General features: G+C 61.6%; 22 protein-coding genes. 12 read left to right on the top strand and 10 right to left on the bottom strand.

What is annotated here, in order from left to right:
* The first annotated feature begins 46 nt into the window (after nt 1-46).
* Entirely contained in the window at nt 47-1,312 is a 1,266-nt protein-coding gene (locus VCJ09_RS17330; protein ID WP_324731343.1) for an MFS transporter, read from the top strand.
* Between the two features lie 181 nt (nt 1,313-1,493).
* A complete protein-coding gene (locus tag VCJ09_RS17325; protein WP_324731342.1) occupies nt 1,494-2,483 on the top strand; it encodes an alpha/beta fold hydrolase in 990 nt (329 codons plus the stop codon).
* 222 nt (nt 2,484-2,705) lie between these two features.
* Here the strand turns inward: VCJ09_RS17325 and glpD are convergent, their stop codons facing one another.
* Together glpD and VCJ09_RS17315 are read right to left on the bottom strand one after the other, a co-directional pair.
* Entirely contained in the window at nt 2,706-4,247 is a 1,542-nt protein-coding gene (glpD, locus tag VCJ09_RS17320) for a glycerol-3-phosphate dehydrogenase (RefSeq protein ID WP_324731341.1), read from the bottom strand.
* Between the two features lie 193 nt (nt 4,248-4,440).
* Nucleotides 4,441-5,199, bottom strand: a complete 759-nt coding sequence (locus tag VCJ09_RS17315; protein WP_324731340.1) for a DeoR/GlpR family DNA-binding transcription regulator — start codon at nt 5,197-5,199, stop codon at nt 4,441-4,443.
* A 97-nt stretch (nt 5,200-5,296) separates the two neighbouring features.
* Here VCJ09_RS17315 and ybaK point away from each other — a divergent pair, with 97 nt between their 5' ends.
* Nucleotides 5,297-5,767, top strand: a complete 471-nt coding sequence (gene ybaK / locus VCJ09_RS17310; protein WP_324731339.1) for a Cys-tRNA(Pro) deacylase — start codon at nt 5,297-5,299, stop codon at nt 5,765-5,767.
* 102 nt (nt 5,768-5,869) lie between these two features.
* A complete protein-coding gene (gene glpK, locus VCJ09_RS17305; protein WP_324731338.1) occupies nt 5,870-7,357 on the top strand; it encodes a glycerol kinase GlpK in 1,488 nt (495 codons plus the stop codon).
* 209 nt (nt 7,358-7,566) lie between these two features.
* On the opposite strand, the gene VCJ09_RS17300 is transcribed toward glpK, so the two are convergent.
* Together VCJ09_RS17300 and VCJ09_RS17295 are read right to left on the bottom strand one after the other, a co-directional pair.
* A complete protein-coding gene (locus tag VCJ09_RS17300) occupies nt 7,567-8,349 on the bottom strand; it encodes a type IV pili methyl-accepting chemotaxis transducer N-terminal domain-containing protein (protein ID WP_324731337.1) in 783 nt (260 codons plus the stop codon).
* A gap of 205 nt (nt 8,350-8,554) precedes the next feature.
* A complete protein-coding gene (locus VCJ09_RS17295; RefSeq protein WP_324731336.1) occupies nt 8,555-9,784 on the bottom strand; it encodes a hypothetical protein in 1,230 nt (409 codons plus the stop codon).
* 343 nt (nt 9,785-10,127) lie between these two features.
* On the opposite strand from VCJ09_RS17295, the gene VCJ09_RS17290 reads away from it, so the two are divergent.
* Nucleotides 10,128-10,934, top strand: coding sequence for a PhzF family phenazine biosynthesis protein (locus VCJ09_RS17290; RefSeq protein WP_324731335.1), 807 nt, complete (start codon nt 10,128-10,130; stop codon nt 10,932-10,934).
* Between the two features lie 56 nt (nt 10,935-10,990).
* Here the strand turns inward: VCJ09_RS17290 and VCJ09_RS17285 are convergent, their stop codons facing one another.
* Together VCJ09_RS17285 and argF are read right to left on the bottom strand one after the other, a co-directional pair.
* Nucleotides 10,991-12,100: an ABC transporter ATP-binding protein gene (locus VCJ09_RS17285; protein WP_324731334.1), complete on the bottom strand. Its 1,110-nt coding sequence runs from the start codon at nt 12,098-12,100 to the stop codon at nt 10,991-10,993.
* Complete coding sequence (gene argF / locus VCJ09_RS17280; RefSeq protein ID WP_324731333.1) at nt 12,097-13,017, bottom strand: ornithine carbamoyltransferase; 921 nt, start codon at nt 13,015-13,017, stop codon at nt 12,097-12,099. Before argF ends, VCJ09_RS17285 begins: the two co-directional genes overlap by 4 nt.
* 330 nt (nt 13,018-13,347) lie before the next feature.
* Between argF and VCJ09_RS17275 the strand changes: the two genes are divergently transcribed.
* The 3 genes from VCJ09_RS17275 to grxD all read left to right on the top strand — a co-directional run bounded on the left by VCJ09_RS17275 (nt 13,348) and on the right by grxD (nt 16,526).
* Nucleotides 13,348-13,779, top strand: coding sequence for a hypothetical protein (locus VCJ09_RS17275; protein WP_324731332.1), 432 nt, complete (start codon nt 13,348-13,350; stop codon nt 13,777-13,779).
* A 148-nt stretch (nt 13,780-13,927) separates the two neighbouring features.
* Entirely contained in the window at nt 13,928-16,036 is a 2,109-nt protein-coding gene (locus VCJ09_RS17270; protein ID WP_324731331.1) for a molybdopterin oxidoreductase family protein, read from the top strand.
* A gap of 163 nt (nt 16,037-16,199) precedes the next feature.
* Nucleotides 16,200-16,526, top strand: coding sequence for a Grx4 family monothiol glutaredoxin (gene grxD / locus VCJ09_RS17265; protein WP_079202765.1), 327 nt, complete (start codon nt 16,200-16,202; stop codon nt 16,524-16,526).
* A 150-nt stretch (nt 16,527-16,676) separates the two neighbouring features.
* Here the strand turns inward: grxD and bfr are convergent, their stop codons facing one another.
* A complete protein-coding gene (gene bfr, locus VCJ09_RS17260) occupies nt 16,677-17,147 on the bottom strand; it encodes a bacterioferritin (RefSeq protein ID WP_079202764.1) in 471 nt (156 codons plus the stop codon).
* A 196-nt stretch (nt 17,148-17,343) separates the two neighbouring features.
* Entirely contained in the window at nt 17,344-17,562 is a 219-nt protein-coding gene (locus VCJ09_RS17255) for a bacterioferritin-associated ferredoxin (protein WP_079202763.1), read from the bottom strand.
* 294 nt (nt 17,563-17,856) lie between these two features.
* Between VCJ09_RS17255 and VCJ09_RS17250 the strand changes: the two genes are divergently transcribed.
* On the top strand, nt 17,857-18,459 hold the full coding sequence (locus VCJ09_RS17250) for a peroxiredoxin (protein WP_324731330.1): 603 nt from the start codon (nt 17,857-17,859) through the stop codon (nt 18,457-18,459).
* A 99-nt stretch (nt 18,460-18,558) separates the two neighbouring features.
* Here VCJ09_RS17250 and rnt read toward each other — a convergent pair whose 3' ends face one another.
* Together rnt and pyrC are read right to left on the bottom strand one after the other, a co-directional pair.
* Nucleotides 18,559-19,236: a ribonuclease T gene (gene rnt, locus VCJ09_RS17245; RefSeq protein WP_079202762.1), complete on the bottom strand. Its 678-nt coding sequence runs from the start codon at nt 19,234-19,236 to the stop codon at nt 18,559-18,561.
* Entirely contained in the window at nt 19,233-20,279 is a 1,047-nt protein-coding gene (gene pyrC, locus VCJ09_RS17240) for a dihydroorotase (RefSeq protein ID WP_324731329.1), read from the bottom strand. Before pyrC ends, rnt begins: the two co-directional genes overlap by 4 nt.
* Before the next feature lie 239 nt (nt 20,280-20,518).
* Between pyrC and VCJ09_RS17235 the strand changes: the two genes are divergently transcribed.
* The 3 genes from VCJ09_RS17235 to gloA all read left to right on the top strand — a co-directional run bounded on the left by VCJ09_RS17235 (nt 20,519) and on the right by gloA (nt 23,306).
* Nucleotides 20,519-21,403, top strand: a complete 885-nt coding sequence (locus VCJ09_RS17235) for a flagellar protein MotY (RefSeq protein WP_324731328.1) — start codon at nt 20,519-20,521, stop codon at nt 21,401-21,403.
* A 156-nt stretch (nt 21,404-21,559) separates the two neighbouring features.
* Nucleotides 21,560-22,777: an argininosuccinate synthase gene (locus tag VCJ09_RS17230; protein ID WP_079202759.1), complete on the top strand. Its 1,218-nt coding sequence runs from the start codon at nt 21,560-21,562 to the stop codon at nt 22,775-22,777.
* Between the two features lie 136 nt (nt 22,778-22,913).
* A complete protein-coding gene (gene gloA / locus VCJ09_RS17225) occupies nt 22,914-23,306 on the top strand; it encodes a lactoylglutathione lyase (RefSeq protein WP_324731327.1) in 393 nt (130 codons plus the stop codon).
* Nucleotides 23,307-23,372: the final 66 nt, after the last annotated feature.

Genomic DNA, 23,372 nt, shown 5'->3' with positions numbered 1-23,372 from the left:
TCGCGCAGTGCTCGGCATACATACAATCATTCTGTGGAGAACAACAATGACAGCAGAAGCCAAAGCCAAATGGCTGCGATTCCTGGTTCTGGTCCTCGGTGGCGGGACTATCTATAAGCTGGCGAGCCTCAAGGACGCCTTCTATGTGCCCATGCAGGAGTTTATGGGGCTGAGCCACACCGAAATCGGTACGCTCTTGAGCGCCAACGCCATTGTCGCTACCGCCCTGTTCGTGGTCGGCGGCATGCTCGCCGACCGTTTCGATACCCGCAAACTGATTCCCCTGGGCTTGATTGGTACCGGTAGTTTGGGCCTGTACCTGGCGACCTTTCCCGGTTTCGACAAGCTGCTGATCGTCTTCAGCCTGTTGGCGATCTGCGCCGACTGCATCTTCTGGCCCTCCTTGCTCAAGGCCATTCGCAACCTGGGCGATGATCAGGAACAGGGCCGCATGTTCGGCTTGCTCGAAGGCGGGCGCGGGGTAGTCGACACCCTGGTGGCTTTCTCTGCCCTGGGGGTGTTTGTTGCCATGGGTTCGGGTGAGACGGGCCTGAAGTCGGCCATCCTGTTCTATGCGTTGGTCGATATTCTCGCCGGTATCTTTACCTGGTTCCTGCTCAGTGACAGCGCGCAGCGGCCGGCCGCGACTCAGCGCTCCAGCCTCTCCGGGCTGCTCGAAGCGGTGCGCGTACCGGGCGTCTGGCTGGTCAGCTTCAACGTGTTCATGGTCTACATCGTCTACTGCGGCCTGACCTATTTCATCCCCTACCTGAAGGACATGTACGAGTTGCCGGTGGCGCTGGTCGGTGCATACGGCATCATCAACCAGTACTTCCTCAAGGTGCTGGGCGGGCCGGCGGGCGGCTACATGGCGGACAAGCGCCTGAAGAGTTCGAGTCATTACCTGAAGTGGGCATTCCTGGCGCTGCTGCCGGCCATGGCGCTAATCATGCTGATCCCCAAGGGCAACAGTTTCATCTACGCCGGCATGGCCGCCACGCTCTCCTTCGCCTTGATCGTGTTCACCATGCGTGGCGTGTTCTGGGCGCCCATGAGTGAGGTGGGGATCGCCCCGCATATCACCGGCTCGGCCTTCGGTATCGGCTGCCTGATCGGTTATGCCCCCGGCATGTTTGCCTATGTCATCTATGGCTCGATCCTCGATCACTTCCCGGGTCAGCAGGGCTACACCTATGTCTTCTCCTTGATGAGCATATTGGCGGTGATAGGTTTTATGGTGTCCAGCCTGCTGTATCGCTCCGTGCAGAAGCGCGCACCGCTACCCTGCGCCGAAGCCCTGCCGCAAACCTGATAGCTATGCGTCAGGCAACCTGACGGGCAGGCCGAAAGCGGATTTCGGCTTGCCGCAGTGAGCGTGGCCGGATAGCCACCGCTCGGCAAGATTCATCAAATTGTCATGCTTGTGTGGCAGCGCGCTCGCCTGAATGTCAGCAAACTCGCGTCTCAATGGGGTTCTGCGTTTCGGTGTTTCTATGCGTGTGTTGATTTTTCTTGCCGCTCTGCTTTGCGGCTTGCCTGTTTTTGCCAGCGAACGTTGTGATGTCCGGGTGCCGACCGTCAAGGTCGAAATGGGCGAGGTGCAACTGGCCTATCAAAGCATCGGCCGCGCCAGCGATCCGGCGCTGCTGATGGTCATGGGACTCGGTGGGCAGTTGATCCATTGGCCGGACGAGGTGGTCGCGCGCCTATGCCAGCAGGGCTTGCGGGTGATTCGCTTCGATAACCGCGATGTCGGCCTGAGCACCTGGGTTCAGGCTGCGCCGCCGGCCAATCTCGTCTACCAGGCGCTGCGCTATAGGGTCGGTTTGTCGGTGTCGGCGCCGTACCGCCTACGTGACATGGCCGGCGATGCCCTCGGCCTGATGGATGCCCTCGGCGTGCGCCAGTTCCATGTGCTCGGCGCCAGCATGGGCGGGATGATCGCCCAGCATCTGGCCGACCTGGCCCCCGAACGGGTGCAGAGCCTGACCCTGATCATGACCAGCTCCGGCGCCCAGGGCCTGCCGGCGCCAAATCCGGCATTGCTGGCCTTGCTGGCCGAACGCGAGGCGCCAAACCGCGAAGTGGCGCTGGAACAGCAAGCTGATCTGCTCGCCGCCCTTGGCAGTCCATTGGTCAGCGATGATCGCCGAGCGCTGCTGCAACAGGCCGAGATCGCCTACGACCGCGCCTTCAATCCAGCGGGGGTGGAGCGCCAGTTGCTGGCGATCCTCGCCGAACCGAGCCGGGTTGAACTGCTCAACCGTCTGCGCGTGCCGACCCTGGTGGTGCACGGCACCGCCGATCCGCTGCTGCCGGTGATGCACGGCGTGCATGTCGCCGCGCATATCAAGGGCAGTGAGCTGAAGCTGATTCCCGGCCTGGCCCATCGGTTCCAGGAGGCGTTCAAGGAGCCGTTGCTGGCGGCGGTGCTGCCGCATTTACGAGCGCATCGCCAGGATGGGCATTGGGCGCAGTTGTAGCGCGGGGCAGGGCCAAGGACGGCTGAGCGGATCATCTGCGCCCTGAGAACGGGGCTTCTCGCGAAGCCATCCCCCAGCGTCTGGCTGCATCCGGCACAACAGACGGACTGTCCGCTGCGTTCCTGCGCGACTGGCGTCCCCAATAATTCGCGTCGAAAAAAAGCCCCGCGTCTCGGGCGATCGGCGGGGCAAAGGGAACTGCAATTCAGGACTCGCAGGCAATCAGATGGCGTGGGCATCTTCCGGGCTGTGCGGCGCATGCACGCCCAGGTAGCGGCTCAAACGCGCCTGCTGTGAGGGCGTCATGAACAACCCCAGCTTGGTCCGCCGCCAGAGGATATCGGCGGCGTCGATGGCCCATTCGTGCTGGCACAGGTAATCCACTTCGCGTGCATACAGGCCGCCACCCAGGTGTTCGCCGAGGTCGCTCTGTTGTTGCACGCCCTCGAGCAGCAGCCAGCTGCGGCTGCCATAACAACTGGCCCAGCGCCGGGCGAGGGCGGTCGGCAGCCAGCCGCAGCGTGCGCACAGGGCTTCGACCATGGCACTTTGGCTTTCCAGGTTTTCCGCGCCGGGGAGCAGGGCAGTGGCGGTCCAGCACGGTTTCATCTGCGGGAAGTGCGGCGCCAATTGCGCCAGTGCCGACTCCGCCAATTTGCGGTAGGTGGTCAGCTTGCCGCCGAATACCGAGAGCAACGGCGCCTCGCCCGGTTGGCCGGACAGCGCCAGGGTGTAGTCGCGGGTGACGGCGGAAGGTTGGTCGGATTCGTCGTCGCACAGTGGCCGCACCCCGGCGAAACTGTGCAGGATGTCGTCGCGGCTCAGTTGCTGTTTGAAGTGGGCGTTGACCACCTGCAGCAGATAAGCGGTTTCCTCATCGCTGATCGCCACCTTGGCCGGGTCGCCGGTGTATTCGCGGTCGGTGGTGCCGATCAGGGTGAAGCGGTCGAGGTAGGGGATGGCGAAGACGATGCGGCGGTCTTCGTTCTGCAGGATGTAGGCCTCTTCGCCGTCGAACAGCTTGGGCACGATGATATGGCTGCCCTGGATCAGGCGAATGCCATAGGGCGAATCCTGCTTGAGATCCTCGCGGATAAAGCGTGCCACCCAGGGGCCGGCGGCGTTGACCAGGGCGCGGGCGCGGATCGAGAACAGGCTGCCATCGGCGCGTTCCAGGTGGATATGCCACAAGCCCTTGCTGCGCCGTGCGCTGACGCAACGGGTGCGGGTGTGCACATGGGCGCCCTGTTCGCGAGCGGCCATGGCGTTGAGCACGACCAGGCGGGCGTCGTCGACCCAGCAGTCGGAATATTCGAAGCCGCGGGTGATCTCGGCCTTCAGCGGGCTGCCCGCGCCGAAACTCAGGCTGCGCGAGCCCGGCAGCTTCTCGCGCTTACCCAGGTGATCGTAGAGAAACAGGCCGGCGCGAATCATCCAGGCCGGGCGCAAGTGCGGACGGTGCGGCAGGATGAAACGCAACGGCTTGACGATATGCGGCGCCTTGGCCAGCAGCACTTCGCGTTCGGCCAGGGCTTCGCGTACCAGGCGGAATTCGTAATGTTCGAGGTAGCGCAGGCCGCCGTGGATCAGCTTGCTGCTGGCCGAGGAAGTGTGCTCGGCCAGATCGTCCTTTTCGCAAAGGAACACCGACAGGCCGCGACCGGCCGCGTCGGCAGCGATGCCGACGCCATTGATGCCGCCGCCCACGACCGCCAGATCGTAGACTTCGGCGAGAGGGGCAGTGTGGTTGGAGAGCGTAGGCATGGCAGCACCGTAAAGTCGAAAGTGAACTTATTGATGTTCAGTTTCGAAAATATGCTAGTCGAATATGCACAGCTTCGCCACCCCAAAGCGCGCTTTCGTGCCGAGTGGTCGTGAAGTTTTCTTGGGGATGGGTTGCCGTGCTCAGGGGTTGTGAATATATCGAGCGCAGTCGGCGAGCGTTTTTCAGGGTTGCTCAGGCCAGGTCCAGATGCACCTTGTTCTCGGCCAGCAGGCGGCTGATCGCCGCAGAAGGCGCTACGTCGGTGAATACTCGATCGACCAGGGTGATCGAGCCCAAGCGAACCACGGCATTGCGCCCGAACTTGCTCGAGTCGGCGGCGAGAAAGACTTGCCGTGCGTTGTCGATGATGGCCTGGGAGACCCGCACTTCCTGGTAGTCGAAGTCGAGCAGGCTACCGTCTTCATCGATGCCGCTGATGCCGACCAGGGCGAAGTCGACCTTGAACTGCTGGATGAAATCCACCGTCGACTGGCCGACCACGCCGCCGTCGCTGCGCACCGTGCCGCCCGCCACTAGAACCTCGAAATCCGCCCTGGTGCTGAGCTGGGCGGCGACGTGCAGATTGTTGGTGATGACCTTCAAACCCTTGCGTTTGAGCAGCTCGCGAGCAATCGCCTCGGTGGTGGTGCCGATGTTGATGAACAGTGAGGCGTGGTCGGGGATATGCGCGACGATGGCCTCGGCAATGCGTTGCTTCTCCTCGCGCATCTGCCCGGCGCGCATGGCGTAAGCGGTGTTCTGGGTGCTCGAGGCTTCGCTGGCGGCGCCGCCATGGGTGCGCCGCAACAAGCCCTGCTCGGCCAGCTGGTTGATGTCGCGGCGGATGGTCTGCGGGGTGACGGCAAACGCCTGGGCCAGTTCGTCGATACTGACGTAGCCGCGTTCGCGGGCGAGGTTGAGAATGTCGTGTTGGCGTGGTGCCAGGGTCATGGGGGCGATCCTTGTTGTGCACGGCATTATAGGCTGTCGTTCGGTAAATTTTCGGCTAAGGTACGCAGACTTCATCAGATTGTTTTCACATTCGAACATGACTCCTGCCATCGACCTGCTGAAAAAAGCCCAGGCTGCCCACCGGGTACACAATTACAGCCATGATCCCAAGGCCGCGTCCTATGGTCTGGAGGCGGCGGAAAAACTCAATCTCGAGCCGGCCCGGGTGTTCAAGACCCTGCTCGCCGCGACTGAAAAAGGCGAGTTGCTGGTGGCAGTAGTGCCGGTGGCCGGCAGCCTCGACCTGAAAGCCCTGGCCCAGGCCGCCGGGGTGAAGAAGGCCGACATGGCTGAACCTAATGCCGCGCAGCGTGCCACCGGCTACCTGCTCGGCGGGATCAGTCCGCTGGGGCAGAAAAAGCGTCTACGCACATTCATCGACGCATCGGCGCAACAGTATCCGAGCATCTTCGTCAGCGCCGGGCGGCGCGGGTTGGAGGTGGAACTGGCGGCTGAGGTGCTGGCGCAACTGACCCAGGCGCCATTCGCGGCCATCGGCCGGCAGTGAGTCGCGCCGCAACGTGCTGGGCTTCACGCCGCTCAGCCTGCGCGGCCCGACCGCCACACACTCCGCTTCAATTGCAACTGCCATAACAACAAGGAAATCCGCATGTCCGATTACCTGCTCGCAATCGACCAAGGCACCACCAGCAGCCGCGCCATCGTCTTCAACGCCCAGGGCTTGCCGGTGGCGCGGGCGCAGCAGGAATTCAAGCAGTACTTCCCGCAGGACGGCTGGGTCGAGCATGACGGCGAGGAACTCTGGCAGAGCACTCTGCAGGTGTGCCGTGAGGCGCTGGCCCAGAGTGGTCTTGAGGCCAGCCAGATCACCGCTATCGGCATCACTAATCAGCGTGAGACCACCCTGGTTTGGGACGCCACAACCGGCATTCCTATCTATCCGGCCATCGTCTGGCAAGACCGGCGCACCGCCGATTATTGTGCCGAACTCAAGGCCGCCGGCCATGAGGCGGTGGTGACGGCCAATACCGGCCTGCTGATCGACCCCTATTTCTCCGGCACCAAGCTGCGTTGGGTGCTGAATAACGTGGCCGGCGCGCGTGAGCGGGCCGAACGTGGCGAACTCCGCTTCGGTACGGTGGACAGTTTCCTGCTGTGGCGCCTGACCGGCGGTAAATCGCACAAGACCGACGCGACCAATGCCTCGCGCACCCTGATGTTCAATATCCACACCCAGCAATGGGATGCGCAGATGCTTGAGCTGCTGGAGATTCCGGCCAGCCTGCTGCCCGAGGTACTGGACTGCGCGGCAGAGTTCGGCACCCTCGAGGCCGAACTGCTCGGCGCGGCTATTCCGGTGCTGGGCATGGCCGGCGACCAGCAGGCCGCGCTGATTGGCCAGGCCTGTTTCCAGCCGGGTATGGTCAAGAGCACCTACGGCACCGGTTGTTTCATGATCCAGAACACCGGCGCCACTCCGGTAGCCTCGAAAAACCGCTTGCTCACCACCGTCGGCTACCGCCTGGATGGCAAGGTCACCTACGCGGTGGAGGGCAGCATCTTCGTCGCCGGCGCGGCGGTGCAGTGGCTGCGCGACGGCATCAAGCTGATCAGCCATGCGCGTGACAGCGAGGCCCTGGCCGAACAGACCGGCGATGCCTGCGGAGTCTACCTGGTGCCGGCGTTTACCGGCCTGGGTGCGCCTTACTGGGACCCCAAGGCGCGCGGCGCGATCTTCGGTCTGACCCGCGATACCGGGATCAAGGAGATCGTCACCGCCGGCCTGCAATCGGTCTGCTACCAGACCCGCGACCTGCTCGAGGCCATGCGCCAGGACGGCGCCGCCGAACCCAGCGCGCTGCGGGTGGATGGCGGCATGGTGGAAAACAACTGGGTCATGCAGTTTCTCGCCGACATTCTCGGGGTGCCGGTCGAACGGCCCGAGATCACCGAAACCACTGCCCTTGGGGTGGCCTATCTGGCCGGACTCAAGGCCGGCGTGTACCGCGACCTCGACGAGATCGCTGGGCATTGGCAGCGCCAGCAGCGCTTCGATCCACGGATGGACCCCGAGCACCGCAGCAAGCTGTATCACGGCTGGCTGGATGCCGTGCAACGGGTACGTAGCGAGGGCTGAGGGGGCAATGTCGCCCAGTCCATATACGGATAAGAGCCGCAGGCTCGGGCAACTAGCTTCTCGGATTGCACCCGGACTACGGAATCTGGGTGGATGACAGCTCTATCATCCACCCTCGGCATTGATGGCTGGATCAAGCGTCATTCACGGTCCCACAGGCCCTGTACATCGGCCGTCGTGCCTATCCCCGAAACCAGCCGCCGACCAGCTCAGGAGCCCGCCAGCATCACCCTTTCATACTGGCTGGTCAGCTCATTCATCTGCCACAGCAGGGTTTCGCTGGTGGTGGCGATCACCGTCGGCACGAAGCGCGAGTCACTGGAGAGATTGAAACCGGCGCGGGTGAAGCGCCATTGCGCTTCGGCCTGCTGCAGGCCCTTGGCAATGGCCGGGGTGTTCTGTCTGGCCTGCTGCAGCTCCTGCAGGGCCTGGTCGAATTCTGCCACCGCCTGATTGAACGACTGCTCCAGACCGGCGACCGGCAGGCGCCAGCTCATGGCCAGGTAGAGTTTGGCGATGCGCTGGCTGAGCATGCGCTGGCGGCCGCTGCGGTTGACCAGGCGGGCGCTTTGCCCGCCGCTGTGGCGCTCGAGCAGTTGCACCACCTGTTCGCTCTGCGCCAGCAGTTGGTCGCTGAGTTCCAGGATGACCAGCGCCTGCTGTTTGTCCGGACGTGACAGTGCCAGTTCGCGGTAGCGCTGCCAGGTCTTGCCGGCGTGCTCCAGGGCGCTGCGAATCTGTGCGGTGGGGGCGTATTCGCCGAGGGCCAGGTAGTTGCTCTCGAATTTGGCGATGCTCTGGTCGAGCTGCTGTTCGGCCCGGTCCGGGCGCACCTCGGCGCCGATCATCAGGTAAGTCTTGGCGATACGCTGGCTGAGCATGCGCTGCATGCCGGACAGGTTCATCGCTTCGGCGGCGTTGATGGCCGCCCAGCTCGGCGGGCTGAGCAGGGCGAGACCGAACAGCAGGCCGGCAATAATGGGATTGAGCATGGGAACATCTCCTTGAGGCCCGCGACGACTGGCGGCGCGGGCGCAAGCGCAAGGCCGTGGTCTGCCTGCGCTGCGCTGTGGTGAGCGGAGGGGATATCCGCGCAGTTCGCGGCTCAAGCCGCTCCTACCGGACGCTAGGGTCATCCAGGCAGCGCATAACTGCAGCAGATCCACGGGAAAGGCCCCGCACAGCGGGGCCGGGTCGTCAGTAGCTGTATTGCAGTTGCGCCCAGAACTTGTCGCTATCCACAGAGAACTCAGCGGCATCATAGCTGGCGTATTTCACCAGGCCGACCAGGCCCTTCACGCCGGGAATCGGGTGGGCGTAGGAAACATCAATTTCAGCGCCGTACTGGCCGTTACTCTGTTCGGCGCTGAAGTCGTGGTACCAGGCCGCCAGGTTGCCGCCGAGCAGGGGGGCAGTAAAGCCGACGTAAGCGTCCTCGACACCATTGGCCGGGGTCAGCAGGAAGATGTCGGACCAGCCCTGGAAAGCGTGCTTGGTCGCCAGCGGGGTCTGGAAGGCGCGGTTGCCTGGTCCTGCGTCGCCGCCGAGCACTTCGTAACCGGCTTTCAGCGCGATGCCCTTGATCGTGTAACCCAGTTCGCCTAGGTAGTAATCGCTGTCCAGTTCCAGCGGGTTGTCTGCGTAATCCTTCTGCTGGGCGTATTCCAGGGCATAGCTGACTCCCGCGATGGCACCATTGAGGCGTACACCGCTGGTCTGGCTCGATTGATTGCCCAGCGCCAGGTTATCCAGACCCAGGCGGTACTGGTAGGCGGTGGCGATCAGCTCGGGCATGACCACGTACTGGGCATTCAGCAGGTGGCTGTGGCCTTCGATGTTGGCTGGGTTGCCCGCCGTGTCGAAGCGGCCGTTGCCGGGGCCGAAGATACTGTTGATGTTGTCGATGTAGGCGTAGGTCAGGGTCAGGCCGTCCAGCGGTTTGAGCTGGCCGAGCACACCGTCATAGGTCTGCTCGTTCTGCCGCCAGGCGACGCCGCCGACGAAGCGTTGGTTGTCCAGGTTGATGCGCTGGCGGCCAACGACCGCGCTGCCCAGGCTGTGGTCATAGCGCAGCAGGGCCTGGTTGACTTCGCTGCCTTCCGGATCGGCGACCACCGAGTAGTCGCCCTGGCCGTTGCGCGTGCTGTTGTAGCTGGCGTCACCGATCCGACTGACGTTGTCCGCCTCGATCAGGGCGGAGAGGCCGTACCACTTGCCGCTCTGGAAGCCGACGCGGGTGCGCAGGGTCTGGGCGTTGGCGTTGTTCAGCGCGTTGTCCTGGTCGGCGTGCTCGTAGCGGTAGCGCAGGTCGAGGATCGGTTTGCCTTCGGTGATCAGCGTGCTCAACGGTTGGGTAGCGAAGGCGGCGTGGCTGAAGGTGCTGCTGGCGATGGCCAGGGACAAGATGGAGAGCGTTATCGGGCGCATGGCATGCTTCCTATATGGGCCAAAATCGCAAAAAAAAACGTCACAGTGCCCGCGGCTCAAAGATGAGCGGGGCGCCGTGACGTCGTTGTCGGATGTGTGGCAGACACGCCATTGTGCTGACCGAAGCTGGTCAAAGCAGATGGCGTGCCATAATTTACAAGCGCATGATATTTATAGTTTTAGTTGTTTTTTTAATAACCTTTCGCGATCAATCTACGCACCGTCCCTGTTCGTTGCGCATTGATACAGTGCAGCTGTAATGCCTTTATCCGGGGCGACTGTAGCGGGTGCAATGCAGGCGGCCACGGCATGCTAGCCGTATCACATGCCAGGAGCTTCACCCATGCAACTCGAATTCCATCAGGTCGACGCCTTCACCAATCGCCCTTTCGCCGGTAATCCGGCCATGGTCTATCGCCTGGATAGCTGGCTCAGCGACGCCCTGATGCAGCAGATTGCCGCGGAACACAATCTGGCGGAAACCGCGTTTCTGCTGAAGGAGGGTGCTGCCTGGCATATCCGCTGGTTTACCCCGCTCGCCGAGGTGCCGTTGTGCGGGCACGCTACCCTGGCCAGTGCCCATGTGCTGTTCGAGTGCTATGCCGAGCCGGGTGAGCACATCGACTTTACGTGCTTGTCTGGCGCGCTACGGGTGAGTCGCGAGGAGGGCAGGCTGGTGCTGGATTTCCCGCTGCGCAGGGCCGAGCCCTGTGAGTTGACCGCGCAGGTCGAGCAGGCCATAGGCATGCCGGTGCAAGGGCTATTGGCGCTGCAAGGCCAGCAGGGCATTCAGGAACTGCTGGTGATTCTGGCGTCGGAAGCCGCGGTGCGTGCGTTCGAGCCGAATTTGCCAGCCCTGGCCGAGTTGCCGGGTTTGGGTGTGCTGGTCACGGCGCCAGGCGAACGGCATGATTTTGTCTCGCGTTACTTCGCCCCGGCAATCGGTATCAATGAAGACCCGGTCACCGGTTCGACCCATTGCATGCTCACGCCCTATTGGGCAGAGCGCTTGGGCAAGACTGAACTGAGTGCCTACCAGTGCTCGGCCCGTGGCGGCGAGTTGCACTGCCGGCTTGAGGGGGAGCGGGTCAAGATCGCCGGTCAGGCGCTGTTGGTGGCCAGCGGACGCTTGTACTTGAGCGAGGACTAACAGCCTGAGCCCGTAGCGTAGGGGTATATGGACGCCCTAAGCGTTCTGGTTCGGACTCAGCTGGCGCTGCTGTAGCGGCGCACGCTGGAGTCGCCGAGGTTGATGTGGGCGGCGATGCTGCCAGGGACGGGGAACACCACCAGGTGATCGGCTGCCACGCGAATGCCGACGTGTTCGCCAGTGCGGTGGTCGGCATGGCTGGGGAACAGCGATTCCAGCAGACTTCCAGTAGCAAGCTGCAGGCGATACAGGGTAGCGGCGCCGAGGAAGGTCTTGCCGACGATCAGTGCTTTCAGCTCGCTGTCTGGGGCGTAGACGATGTCGTCCGGGCGCAGCAGCACATCCACTGCGCTGCCGCTCGCCCAGGTATAGGCGCGGTTGCCGCGAATCAGGCCCAGCTCGGTCTGCACCGTGTCCGGGCTGAGCAACTGGCCGCGAATGAAGTAGCCCTGGCCGATGAAGCTGGCGACGAAGGGGGTCAGTGGTTCGTGGTAGAGGTTGTACGGGGTGTCCCATTGCTGTAGTCGACCCTCATGAAAGACGCCGACATGATCGCTGACGGCGAAGGCTTCTTCCTGGTCATGGGTCACCAGAATCGCACTGGTGCCGCGGGCTTTGAGGATCTCGCGAACCTCGTGGCTCAAGCGTCGGCGCAGCTCGCCGTCGAGGTTGGAAAAGGGTTCGTCGAGCAGCAGCAGGCGTGGCTCCGGGGCCAAAGCCCGGGCCAGGGCCACACGTTGTTGCTGGCCGCCGGACAGCTCGTGGGGATAGCGCTTGCTCAGGTGGCTGAGTTTGACCAGCTCCAGCAGTTCGCCGGTGATGCGTTCGCAGTTGGCCTGCTGACGAATGCCGAAGGCAATGTTTTCCGCCACGCTCAGGTGTGGGAATAGCGCGTAGTCCTGGAACACCATGCCGATCCGGCGCTTCTCTGGCGCCAGGGTGAAACCGGCGCGGGAGATCACCTCGCCGGCCAGTTGGATCTCGCCTTCGAGTACCGGCTCGAAGCCGGCAATGGCACGCAGGGTAGTGGTCTTGCCACAGCCTGAGGGGCCGAGCAGGCAGCCGATGTCGCCAGCGTTGAGGTGCAGGTGGAGGTTTTGCACCACCTTGTGCTCGGGGTAGCCGCAGCTCAAGTCACGCAAATTCAGCAGCAGGGGGTGGCTCATGCGTGGTGGTACGCCGGCTCGACCAGGAACTCGAGCAGGGCCTTTTGCGCATGCAGACGGTTCTCCGCTTGGTCCCAGGCCCCCGAACGCGGGTCGTCGAGTAGGTCTTCGCTGATTTCCTCGCCACGGTGGGCTGGCAGGCAGTGCAGGAACAGCACGTCTTTGGCGGCGGCATCGAGCAGGGCGCGATTGACCTGATACGGGGTGAACAACTTGAGGCGCTCGGCGATTTCTTCCTCCTGGCCCATCGAGGCCCAGACATCGGTGCTCACCAGATGCGCGCCGGCTACCGCCTCGCGCGGGTCGCGGAAAATCGTCACCCGATCCGCGGCCTGAGCCAGGAATTCGGGGTGCGGCTCATAGCCTTCGGGACAGGCTACGCGCAGTTGGAAGTCGAATTGCTGCGCGGCTTCTATATAGGAGTTGCACATGTTGTTGCCATCGCCGATCCAGGCCACGATCTTGCCTTTGATGCTGCCGCGCTTCTCGTGGAAGGTCTGCATGTCGGCCAGCAGTTGGCAGGGGTGCAGGTCGTCGGACAAGCCGTTGATCACCGGCACTCGCGAACTCGCTGCGAACTCGGTCAGGGTGCTGTGGGCGAAGGTACGGATCATCACCGCATCGAGCATGCGCGACATGACGATGGCCGCATCGCCGATCGGTTCGCCACGGCCGAGTTGAGTGTCGCGGGGCGAGAGGAAGATCGCCTGGCCGCCCAGTTGGATCATCCCGGCTTCGAAGGACAGACGGGTACGGGTCGAGGCCTTCTCGAAAATCATCCCCAGCACGCGGTTCTTCAGCGGCTCGAACAGCACGCCACGGTTGCGCAAGTCCTTCAGCTCCATGCCGCGGCGGATCAGGCTCACCAGTTCTTGCGGTGTGCAGTCCTTCAGCGAGAGAAAGTGTCTTGCGCTCATGGTTAACTACCTTTTGACAGCAGGGCGCAGGTTCAAGGGCCGGATAAACAGAGAAAACGGCAGAACCTGCGGCTGGAAGCCGCACAGTGCGACGAAACGGGGAGGGCGCGATCTTATAAGGAAATGACGAGCATGCGCAAATTGTCCGGTCGGTCATGGATAAGTCGGTGCCGTGTAAGCATTTACCTCATTCGTTGTGCGAGATGTCACATTTTTGACATCTGTGCTTGCCCAGGGGATGCCTGGCTTCTAGGATGCCCGCGCCTTTTGCAGGTAATGCATTACCCCGCAATGGGGTTCCCATGGAATGTTATACACAAGGAGTTTCACATGAAACACGTAGCCTACGCCGCCGCTTTCTCTGCCCTCGCCCTGTTGACTGGCTGTGCCAGCCAGAACGTTAGTCAACCGACCGCGCCGTTGAACGGCACCGTTGAGACTAACCTCAAGGCCGATGTCAAAGTAGGTGAGACCATCTCCGGTCAATCCTCGGTGAACATCTTGTTCAATGTGATCAAGTTGGGTGGCGACACTCAGTTCGCCGATGGCGTGACTTACGGTGGTGGCGAGGGTGGTTTCGCACTGGGTATCGACCCGGTTGCTTCCGCAAAATCCGCAGCTGCTTACAAAGCCGTCATGTCTTCGGGTGCCGACCTGATCGTTGCGCCGCGTTACGAAGTGAGCGTTGAAGATTACTTTGTCTACAAAACCGTCAACGTAAAAGTGACTGGCAAAAAAGGCACCGTGACGGCTATCCGCTAAGGATTAGTTGTCTGCACGCCTGAATCGGCCGGCATGATGCCGGCCGATTCATGAAACGAACGCTGCTGGCGCAGTTCCCCTCCAGTCTCCATAGTCATGTTCGTGCCGACCATTGCGGTTGTATTGAACAAGAATATGAGGCTAGGCCATGACCAAGACCCTCCATCACCGTGCGTGCCATCTGTGCGAAGCCATCTGCGGCTTGACCATCGAAACCGAAACTCAAGCTGACGGCTCAACGCAGATCCGCTCGATCAAGGGTGATGCCCAGGACAGCTTCAGTCGCGGTCATATCTGCCCTAAAGCGGTGGCCTTGCAGGACATCCAGAACGATCCGGACCGTTTGCGTCAACCGATGCGCCGTGTTGGCAGCGAATGGCAGGCAATCGAGTGGGAAGAGGCCTTTGCCCTGGTTGCCGAGCGCCTCAGCGATATCCAGGCGCGGCGTGGCGCCAATACCGTGGCCATCTACCACGGTAACCCCAGTGTGCATAACTACGGGTTGCTGACCCACAGCAATTATTTCCTCGGCCTGCTGAAAACGCGCAGCCGCTTCTCCGCCACCTCGGTGGACCAACTGCCGCATCACCTGGTCAGTTTGCAGATGTACGGTCACGGCATGTTGCTGCCGATCCCGGATATCGACCACACCGACTTCATGCTAATCCTCGGCGGCAATCCGCTGGCCTCCAACGGCAGTATCATGACCGTGCCGGATGTTGAGAAACGCCTGAAGGCGATCAAGGCGCGCGGCGGTAAGGTGGTGGTGGTCGATCCGCGGCGCAGCGAGACGGCGGCAATTGCCGACCAGCATGTATTCGTGCGCCCGGGCGAGGACGCCGCGCTGCTGTTCGGCCTGCTCAATACCTTGTTCGAAGAGGGCCTGACGCGCGCCAGCCATCTGCCGGCCGCCGGCCTGGACGAAGCCCGTGAAGCCATCGCCGGCTTTACTGCCGAAGCCATGAGCACGCGTTGCGGTGTGCCAGCCGACACCATTCGCCAGTTGGCCCGCGACTTCGCCGCTGCCGACAAGGCGGTGTGCTATGGCCGCATGGGGGTGTCCACCCAGGCCTTCGGCACGCTTTGCCATTGGCTGATCCAGTTGATCAATCTGGTCACCGGCAACCTCGACCGCGAGGGCGGGGTGCTGTGCACCGAGGCCGCCATCGACCTGACTACGGGCAGTTCCGCCACCCACTTCGACCGTTGGCGCAGTCGCGTCTCCGACCTGCCGGAATACGGCGGCGAGCTGCCGGTGGCGGCCCTGGCCGAAGAAATGCTGACCCCGGGCGATGGGCAGGTCCGGGCGCTGATTACCATCGCCGGTAATCCGGTGCTGTCCACTCCCAATGGCCGTCAGTTGGAACAGGCACTGGATGGCCTGGAGTTCATGCTTTGCATCGACCCCTATATCAACGAAACCACCCGCTACGCCGACCTGATCCTGCCCCCCACCGGACCGCTGGAACATGATCACTACGACATGACCTTCAACAGCTTCGCCGTGCGCAACGTCAGCCGCTTCAACGAACCGGTGTTGGCAAAACCGGCCGGTGCGCTGCATGACTGGGAGGTTTTCGTTGGCCTGGCCAAGGCTTTCGCCAGCAAGATTGGCGTTGAGCTGAAACCGACCATGGCGCCCGATCAGATGATCGATTTGGGCCTGCGCGCGGGTCGCTATGGCGACCAGTCCGAGTACAAACTGTCCCTGGCCACGCTTCGTGAGCACCCGCATGGCATTGACCTCGGGCCGCTCAAGCCGAACCTGGCCGAACGTTTGAACACTCCAGGAAAGCAGGTGCAGGCCGCTCCGGCCTTGCTCCTGAGCGACTTGCCGCGCTTCGCCGCGCAGCCCGTGGTGAAGGCGGGTGAGTTGCTGCTGATCGGTCGTCGTCATGTGCGCAGCAACAACTCCTGGATGCACAACTATCACCGCCTGGTGAAAGGCAAGCCGCGCCATCAACTATTGATGAATCCAGAGGATCTGGCCCTGCGTGGTCTGAGCGATGGTCAGGTTGTGCGGGTGCGTTCGCGGGTCGGGGCCATCGAGGTGGAAGTGGCCGCCAGCGAGGAAATGATGGCCGGCGTGGTCAGCCTGCCGCATGGCTGGGGCCATGCGCGACCTGGGGTGAAGATGGCCATTGCCAGTGCCCAGCCGGGCGCCAGCGCCAACGACCTGACCGACGAGCGCCAGCTTGACGCCTTGTCCGGCAATGCTGCGCTCAACGGCGTGCCGGTCGAGGTTTGCGCTGCCTGACTCCGGATTGCGCACCGCTATGCGCGGAGTCGTGCGCACGAATGGCCTTTTATCCACTCGACGGGGTCCTTCGGGCCAAGACCAAGCATTGCGCTCGGCTTTTCGTTACAATGCCGCCATCGTGCCGACCCGTGAGTCGGGAAGTTAAGTCCAGAGGTGCCCCATGGATATCATCGAAACCATCAAAGAACAGATCGCCAACAACACCGTTCTGTTGTACATGAAAGGCTCGCCGAATGCCCCGCAGTGCGGCTTTTCCTCCAAGTCCGCACAAGCCGTGATGGCCTGTGGTGAAAAATTCGCCTATGTCGACATCCTGCAGAACCCGGAAATTCGCGCCAATCTGCCGAAGTACGCCAACTGGCCGACCTTCCCGCAGCTCTGGGTTGGCGGTGAACTGGTTGGTGGCAGCGACATCGTGACCGAGATGTTCGAGAAGGGTGAGCTGCAGACCCTGATCAAGAGCGCCATGCAAAAAACTGACGCCTGAGTCGGTTTCTTGTAAAGAAACCCCGCTGCGGCGGGGTTTTTTGTGCGCGGAATTTTTCGCCAAGGCCACGGCAAGTCGTTTCATTCGGGCCCTGAGCTTGAATAAAAAACGGGAGCCTGAGGCTCCCGTTATCATGCAGCAAGCAGGCTGCTACTCGTCCATCTGCGACTGCAGGTAGTTCTGCAGGCCAACTTTATCGATCAGGCTCAACTGGGTTTCCAGCCAGTCGATATGGTCTTCTTCAGAGCAGATGATTTCTTCCAATAGCTCGCGGCTGGCGTAGTCGCCGGTGCTTTCGCAGTAGGCAATCGCAGCTTTCAGGTCGATGTGGGCCTTGTGCTCGATCTTCAGATCGCATTCGAGCATTTCCTGGGTGTTTTCACCGATCAGGATTTTGCCGAGATCCTGCACATTCGGCAGACCTTCGAGAAAGAGGATGCGCTTGATCAGCTTGTCCGCATGCTTCATCTCGTCGATGGATTCGTGGTACTCGTGCTCGCCGAGTTTCTTCAGGCCCCAGTCTTCGTACATCCGTGCGTGCAGGAAGTACTGGTTGATGGCGACCAACTCGTTACCGAGGATCTTGTTCAGATGCTGGATGACTTTCTTATCGCCTTTCATGGTCTGAGCTGCCTTGCTGGGAAAGTTGATAGGAAATTTTGGGCCGGGTAATAGCGTCTGTCAAATCTAAGTATTTGAAATTTAGGCAGAAATAAATATTAACAAGAACGATTTTCCTCCGCATCCAGAGCCTAAGCTCTTGAATTGCGGACATAAAAAACCGGACGCGAGGCCCGGTTGTTTTACATCGTCTGACTCAGGCCGCGACAAAATTCGCTGGATAGGCCAAGGCGACCTGACTGCTCTGCACTTCGCTGAGGGTTTCGCGAACCACTTGCTTGGCCAGGCAGGCACATTTGCCGCATTGGCTGCCGACACCGAGGGTCGTGCGAACATCACGGTAACTGCAGCAACCTGCAAAGATTGCGTCGCGGATCTGGTTGTCGGTGACACCTTCGCAGAGGCAGACGTACATAAATAAGACTCGTCGCATGGCAGTGGTTGTTGAGTTGGATACTAATGCTAATGAGAATGCTTGTCAAAACTATATTTCAGGCTGGCGTTCTAAGTCCTGTGCCGCAGGCGAACGGTCGAGGTGGGGTGGGTCAAACGCCCCGGGCCGGGGGTCGGTAAAGCGGTGGGCGAGGCTGAAAATCGCGGTGTATGATGGCCGGCCCTGGTGGTGCGGGCGTTGTCATCATGCTGCCGTCAGGCGGCTTCAAGGTTAAATTGGCTCGCACCTGATCCCCATGACTCAAGGAGATATTCAATGAGCGTACTCGTCGGTAAGAAAGCCCCTGATTTTGATGTTGCTGCGGTGCTCGGCAATGGCGAAATCGTCGACAGCTTCAGCCTGTCCTCGGCAATCAAGGGTAAGTACGGCCTGGTGTTCTTCTATCCGCTGGACTTCACCTTCGTTTGCCCATCCGAGCTGATCGCTTTGGATCGCCGCATTCCCGAGTTCCGCGAGCGTAACGTCGAAGTGATTGGCGTGTCGATCGACTCGCACTTCACCCACAATGCCTGGCGCCATACCCCGGTAGACAAGGGCGGCATTGGCCCGGTCAGGTACACTCTGGCGGCCGACATCAATCACGCAATCTGCAAGGCCTATGACGTCGAGTCCGAAGACGGCGTGGCCTTCCGGGGCGCGTTCCTGATCGACTTGAATGGCGTTGTGCGTTCGCAGATCGTCAACGACCTGCCGCTGGGCCGCAACATGGACGAGCTGCTGCGTCTGGTCGATGCCCTGCAGTTCACCGAAGAGCATGGCGAAGTGTGCCCGGCCAACTGGATGAAAGGTGACAAAGGCATGACCGCCTCGCCGGAAGGTGTGGCCAAGTATTTGGCCGAGAACGCCGACAGCCTGTAAGGCATTCTGCGTGGCACAAAAAAACCGGCTCGCTGCCGGTTTTTTGTGGTTTTTCTGTAGGAGCCAGCGAGCTGTCGTCCTACAGATTGAACACAGGTTTCAGTCGTCGAAGTCGTGCCAGCCGCCCATTTCCTTCCAGCGGTTGACGATGCCGCAGAACAGTTCGGCGGTTTTTTCGGTGTCGTAGCGCGCCGAGTGGGCTTCGCGGCCATCGAAGTCGATATCGGCGGCCTGGCAGGCTTTGGCCAGTACGGTCTGACCGTAGGCAAGGCCGGCGAGGGTGGCGGTGTCGAAGCTGGAGAAGGGGTGGAAGGGGTTGCGCTTCATGTCGCAGCGCGTGACGGCGGCATTGAGGAAGCCGAGGTCGAAGCTGCTGTTATGCCCCACCAGGATCGCCCGCTTACAGCCGTTGGATTTCAGCGACTTGCGCAGGCTACGGAAGATCTCGGTCAGCGCGTGTTCTTCGCTGACGGCCATGCGCAGCGGATGATCGAGTTTGATCCCGGTGAAGTCCAGGGCCGCCTGTTCGATATTGGCGCCGGCGAAGGGCTCGACGCGGAAAAACAGGGTGTGCTCGGGGTAGAGGAAGCCGCTTTCATCCATGCCGATGGTGGTGGCGGCGATTTCCAGCAGGGCATCGGTGGCGCAATTGAAGCCGCCGGTTTCCACGTCCACCACGACCGGCAGGTAGCCGCGAAAGCGTTCCGCCATCGGATGACGCGAGCCGCTGCCGGCATTAGGGTGATCCAGTTCGGTGTCGAAATGTTCGCCGCTCACTCGTTTTCCTCCAGCAGGCGCCAGCGCAGTTTTTCACCAGCGCGCAGCGGGATTACGGTTTGATCGCCCAGCGGTAGTTCGCCAGGTACGACCCAGTCTTGACGAATCAGGGTGATGGTCTCGCTGTTGCGCGGCAGGCCGTAAAAGTCGGGGCCATGCTGGCTGGCGAAGGCTTCGAGTTTGTCCAGGGCATTACGCTGCTCGAACGCCTCGGCATACAGCTCGATGGCGGCATAGGCGCTATAGCAACCGGCGCAACCGCAGGCGGCTTCCTTGGCGTGCCGTGCATGTGGCGCCGAGTCGGTACCGAGGAAGAATTTCGGGTTGCCGCTAGTGGCGGCGTCGAGCAGGGCTTCCTGGTGCACGTTGCGCTTGAGAATCGGCAGGCAGTAGAAGTGCGGGCGGATACCGCCAACCAACATGTGGTTGCGGTTGTACAGCAGGTGATGGGCGGTGATGGTTGCGCCGACGTTGGCCGATGCGGCATTGACGAACTCGACTGCGTCGCGGGTGGTGATGTGCTCGAACACCACCTTGAGGGTAGGGAAGCGCTCGACCACCCGGCTCAGTTGCTCGTCGATAAAGAATTTTTCGCGGTCGAATACATCGACTTCACTGCGCGTCACTTCGCCGTGCACCAACAGTGGCAGGCCGACTTCGGCCATGACTTCGAGGGTCGGGAAGATCTTGTCGATGCTGGTCACGCCGGAATCGGAGTTGGTGGTGGCACCGGCCGGGTAGAGTTTGGCGGCATGCACAAAGCCCGAGGCCTTGGCGGCGCGCACATCGGCCGGGCTGCTCAGGTCGGTGAGGTAAAGCACCATCAAGGGCTCGAAACGACTGCCTGCCGGGCGTGCGGCGAGAATCCTCTGGCGGTAGGCATCGGCCTCGCTGGCATTGCGTACCGGCGGTACCAGATTGGGCATGATGATGGCGCGGGCGAAGGTCCGGGCGGCGTCTGCGACTGTGTGTGGCAGCACGGCGCCATCGCGCAGGTGAATATGCCAGTCGTCGGGACGCAGCAAAGTGAGGTGGTCGGTCATGGATGTTTCCAGGCGGGCATAACGTGCCGGGAATGCTACCGGAAAAGCCCTGTCAGGGCACGCCGAAAGCGGCTCGTGTGCGATGAGCTGTCGCGGTTAAAACCAGGTCGAACAACCGTGCAAACGGAAATCCAGGTGCGCGCGCCGGTTTCGCTGAGCCTGCTGGCTCAATGTAAGCCTCAAGTTTTGCCCGGCGGCACCGATAGTCAGGGGGTACGTGGTATTTCCTGGAGTCTTCCGTGCGTTCGTCCTCACTCGCCCTATTGTGCTTGTTGGCCAGTCAGCCAGCGCTAGCCATCACCTTCCAGACCCGTTTGGAAAAGGTCGAGTGGGCGGTTGCGGGTGATCAGTTCGAGTGCCGCCTGAGCCAGCCGATCACCGACTTCGGTGCAGGAATCTTCGTGCGCCGGGCTGGCGAGCAGGCGACCTTTAATCTGCAGGTACCTGAACGCTGGCTGGGCGTCGGTTCGGCAACGCTGCTGGCGGCTGCTGCCCCTTGGCAGCCAGGGCGCGGCGATATCAACCTGGGGGCGGTCAGGGTTGGCGACGGGGAGATGCCTTTCAGTAGCACTCAGGAGCAGGCCAGTCGTCTGCTCACCGGCTTGCTTGAGGGGCGTAGCCCGTTGATCCGCCATCGCACCCGGCAGGCTGGCGATAGCCTTGAAGTGCGCTTGCTGCCGGTCAGGTTTCGCAAGGCCTACAACGATTACCTGGCGTGTACGGCCAAGCTGTTGCCGGTCAATTTCGAACAAATCCGCCAATCCCATGTCGGCTTCCCAGGCGGGGGTGTGGACTTGGCGCCGCAGGCCAAGGCCAAGCTGGACATCATTCTGAGTTATCTCAAGGCCGACCCCAGCGTCAATCGTATCCAGCTCGACGGTCATGCCGATAACAGCGGCAATCGCCTGACCAATCGTGATCTGTCGCGGCGACGCGCCCTGGCGGTGATGGAGTATCTGCAAGCCAATGGCGTGTCGGCCGAGCAGATCACCTTGCGCTTTCATGGCGAGCGTTACCCGCTGGCGCCGAATAACAGTCAGGCCAATCGGGCGAAGAATCGCCGGGTAACCATGGGGTTGGCCCGGGTTGCCGAGGCGGATGAAACGCCTGAAACCCCGCTGTAGCGCTACCTGCAGCGGCGCTCTCAATCGCTGCGAGTGGGGCGGGCCGACTGCCGGCTGTGCCGCTTCGTCGTCACAGACTGTCGCAGTGCTGTAAATCATCTTGCGTGACCAGTAGAATCACGGGTTTTCCCGAACAACCCCGTGGAGTTGATTGGCATGGCCGACGTAAACAAGGTAGTCCTGGCATATTCCGGTGGCCTGGACACTTCCGTGATCCTCAAGTGGCTGCAAGACACCTATAACTGCGAAGTGGTGACCTTCACCGCCGACCTCGGCCAGGGCGAGGAAGTCGAGCCGGCACGCGCCAAGGCCAAGGCCATGGGCGTCAAGGAAATCTACATTGACGACTTGCGCGAAGAATTCGTCCGCGACTTCGTCTACCCGATGTTCCGCGCCAACACCGTCTACGAAGGCGAGTACCTGCTGGGCACCTCCATCGCCCGTCCGCTGATCGCCAAGCGCCTGATCGAGATCGCCAACGAGACCGGCGCCGACGCCATCTCTCATGGTGCCACCGGCAAGGGTAACGACCAGGTACGTTTCGAACTGGGCGCCTACGCGCTCAAGCCAGGTGTGAAAGTCATCGCCCCATGGCGCGAGTGGGATCTGCTGTCGCGCGAGAAATTGATGGACTACGCCGCCAAGCACGAAATCCCGATCGAGCGCCACGGCAAGAAGAAGTCGCCGTACTCCATGGATGCCAACCTGCTGCACATCTCCTATGAAGGCGGCGTGCTGGAAGACACCTGGACCGAGCATGAAGAAGACATGTGGAAGTGGACGGTGTCCCCTGAAGCTGCGCCGGACACTGCGACCTATATCGAGCTGACCTACCGCGCCGGTGACATTGTCGCCATCGACGGCAAGGAGCTGAGCCCGGCTACCGTATTGGCCGAGCTGAACCGCATCGGCGGCGAGAACGGCATCGGCCGTCTGGACATAGTCGAAAACCGCTATGTCGGCATGAAGTCACGTGGCTGCTACGAGACCCCCGGCGGCACTATCATGCTCAAGGGCCACCGCGCCATCGAGTCGATTACCCTGGATCGCGAAGTCGCGCATCTGAAAGACGAGCTGATGCCGAAATACGCCAGCCTGATCTACAACGGCTTCTGGTGGAGCCCAGAGCGTCTGATGCTGCAGCAGATGATCGACGCTTCCCAGGCCAACGTGAACGGCGTGGTACGCATGAAACTGTACAAGGGCAACGTGATCATCACCGGGCGCAAGTCCGACGATTCGTTGTTCGATGCCAATATCGCCACCTTCGAAGAAGACGGCGGCGCGTACAACCAGGCCGATGCCGGTGGCTTTATCAAGCTCAACGCGCTGCGCATGCGGATCGCGGCGGGCAAGGGCCGTAAGCTGCTCTGATAACGTGAGCGGTGTATCTGCTCGTGAGTGATCGCGAGCAAACTCGCTCCCGTAAAGCGCTCGCCAACCCCGGCCACTGGCCGGGGTTGTGCTTTCTACAGACCGTTACCAACGGCCAGGAATGAGGAGAAACCTGATGAGACTGCTGCACACCATGCTGCGAGTCGGCGATCTGGATAAATCCATCGCCTTCTACACCGACGTGCTGGGCATGACCCTGTTGCGGCGCAAGGACTATCCGGACGGCCAGTTCACCCTGGCCTTCGTCGGCTACGGTGACGAAGCGCACAACAGCGTGATCGAGCTGACCCATAACTGGGGCGTCGACACCTACGAGCAGGGTACTGGTTACGGTCACATCGCCCTGGAAGTGGCGGATGTGTACAAGGCCTGTGACGACATCCGTGCCCGTGGCGGCAAGATCACCCGCGAGCCGGGGCCGATGAAGCACGGCAGCAGTATCCTGGCCTTCGTCGAAGACCCGGACGGCTACAAAATCGAGCTGTTATCGCCGCGGCGTGCAGACTGAGAACTGCTATTCCGTATCAGTAAAGACTTAGCTATTTCATAGCTATATAGCTCGTCAGACAGGGTG

The sequence above is a fragment of the Pseudomonas paeninsulae genome, from assembly GCF_035621475.1.
GTDB lineage: Bacteria > Pseudomonadota > Gammaproteobacteria > Pseudomonadales > Pseudomonadaceae > Aquipseudomonas > Aquipseudomonas paeninsulae.
The sequence above is the reverse complement of the archived record's forward strand: the minus strand, read 5'-3'. Positions and strand labels throughout refer to the sequence as shown.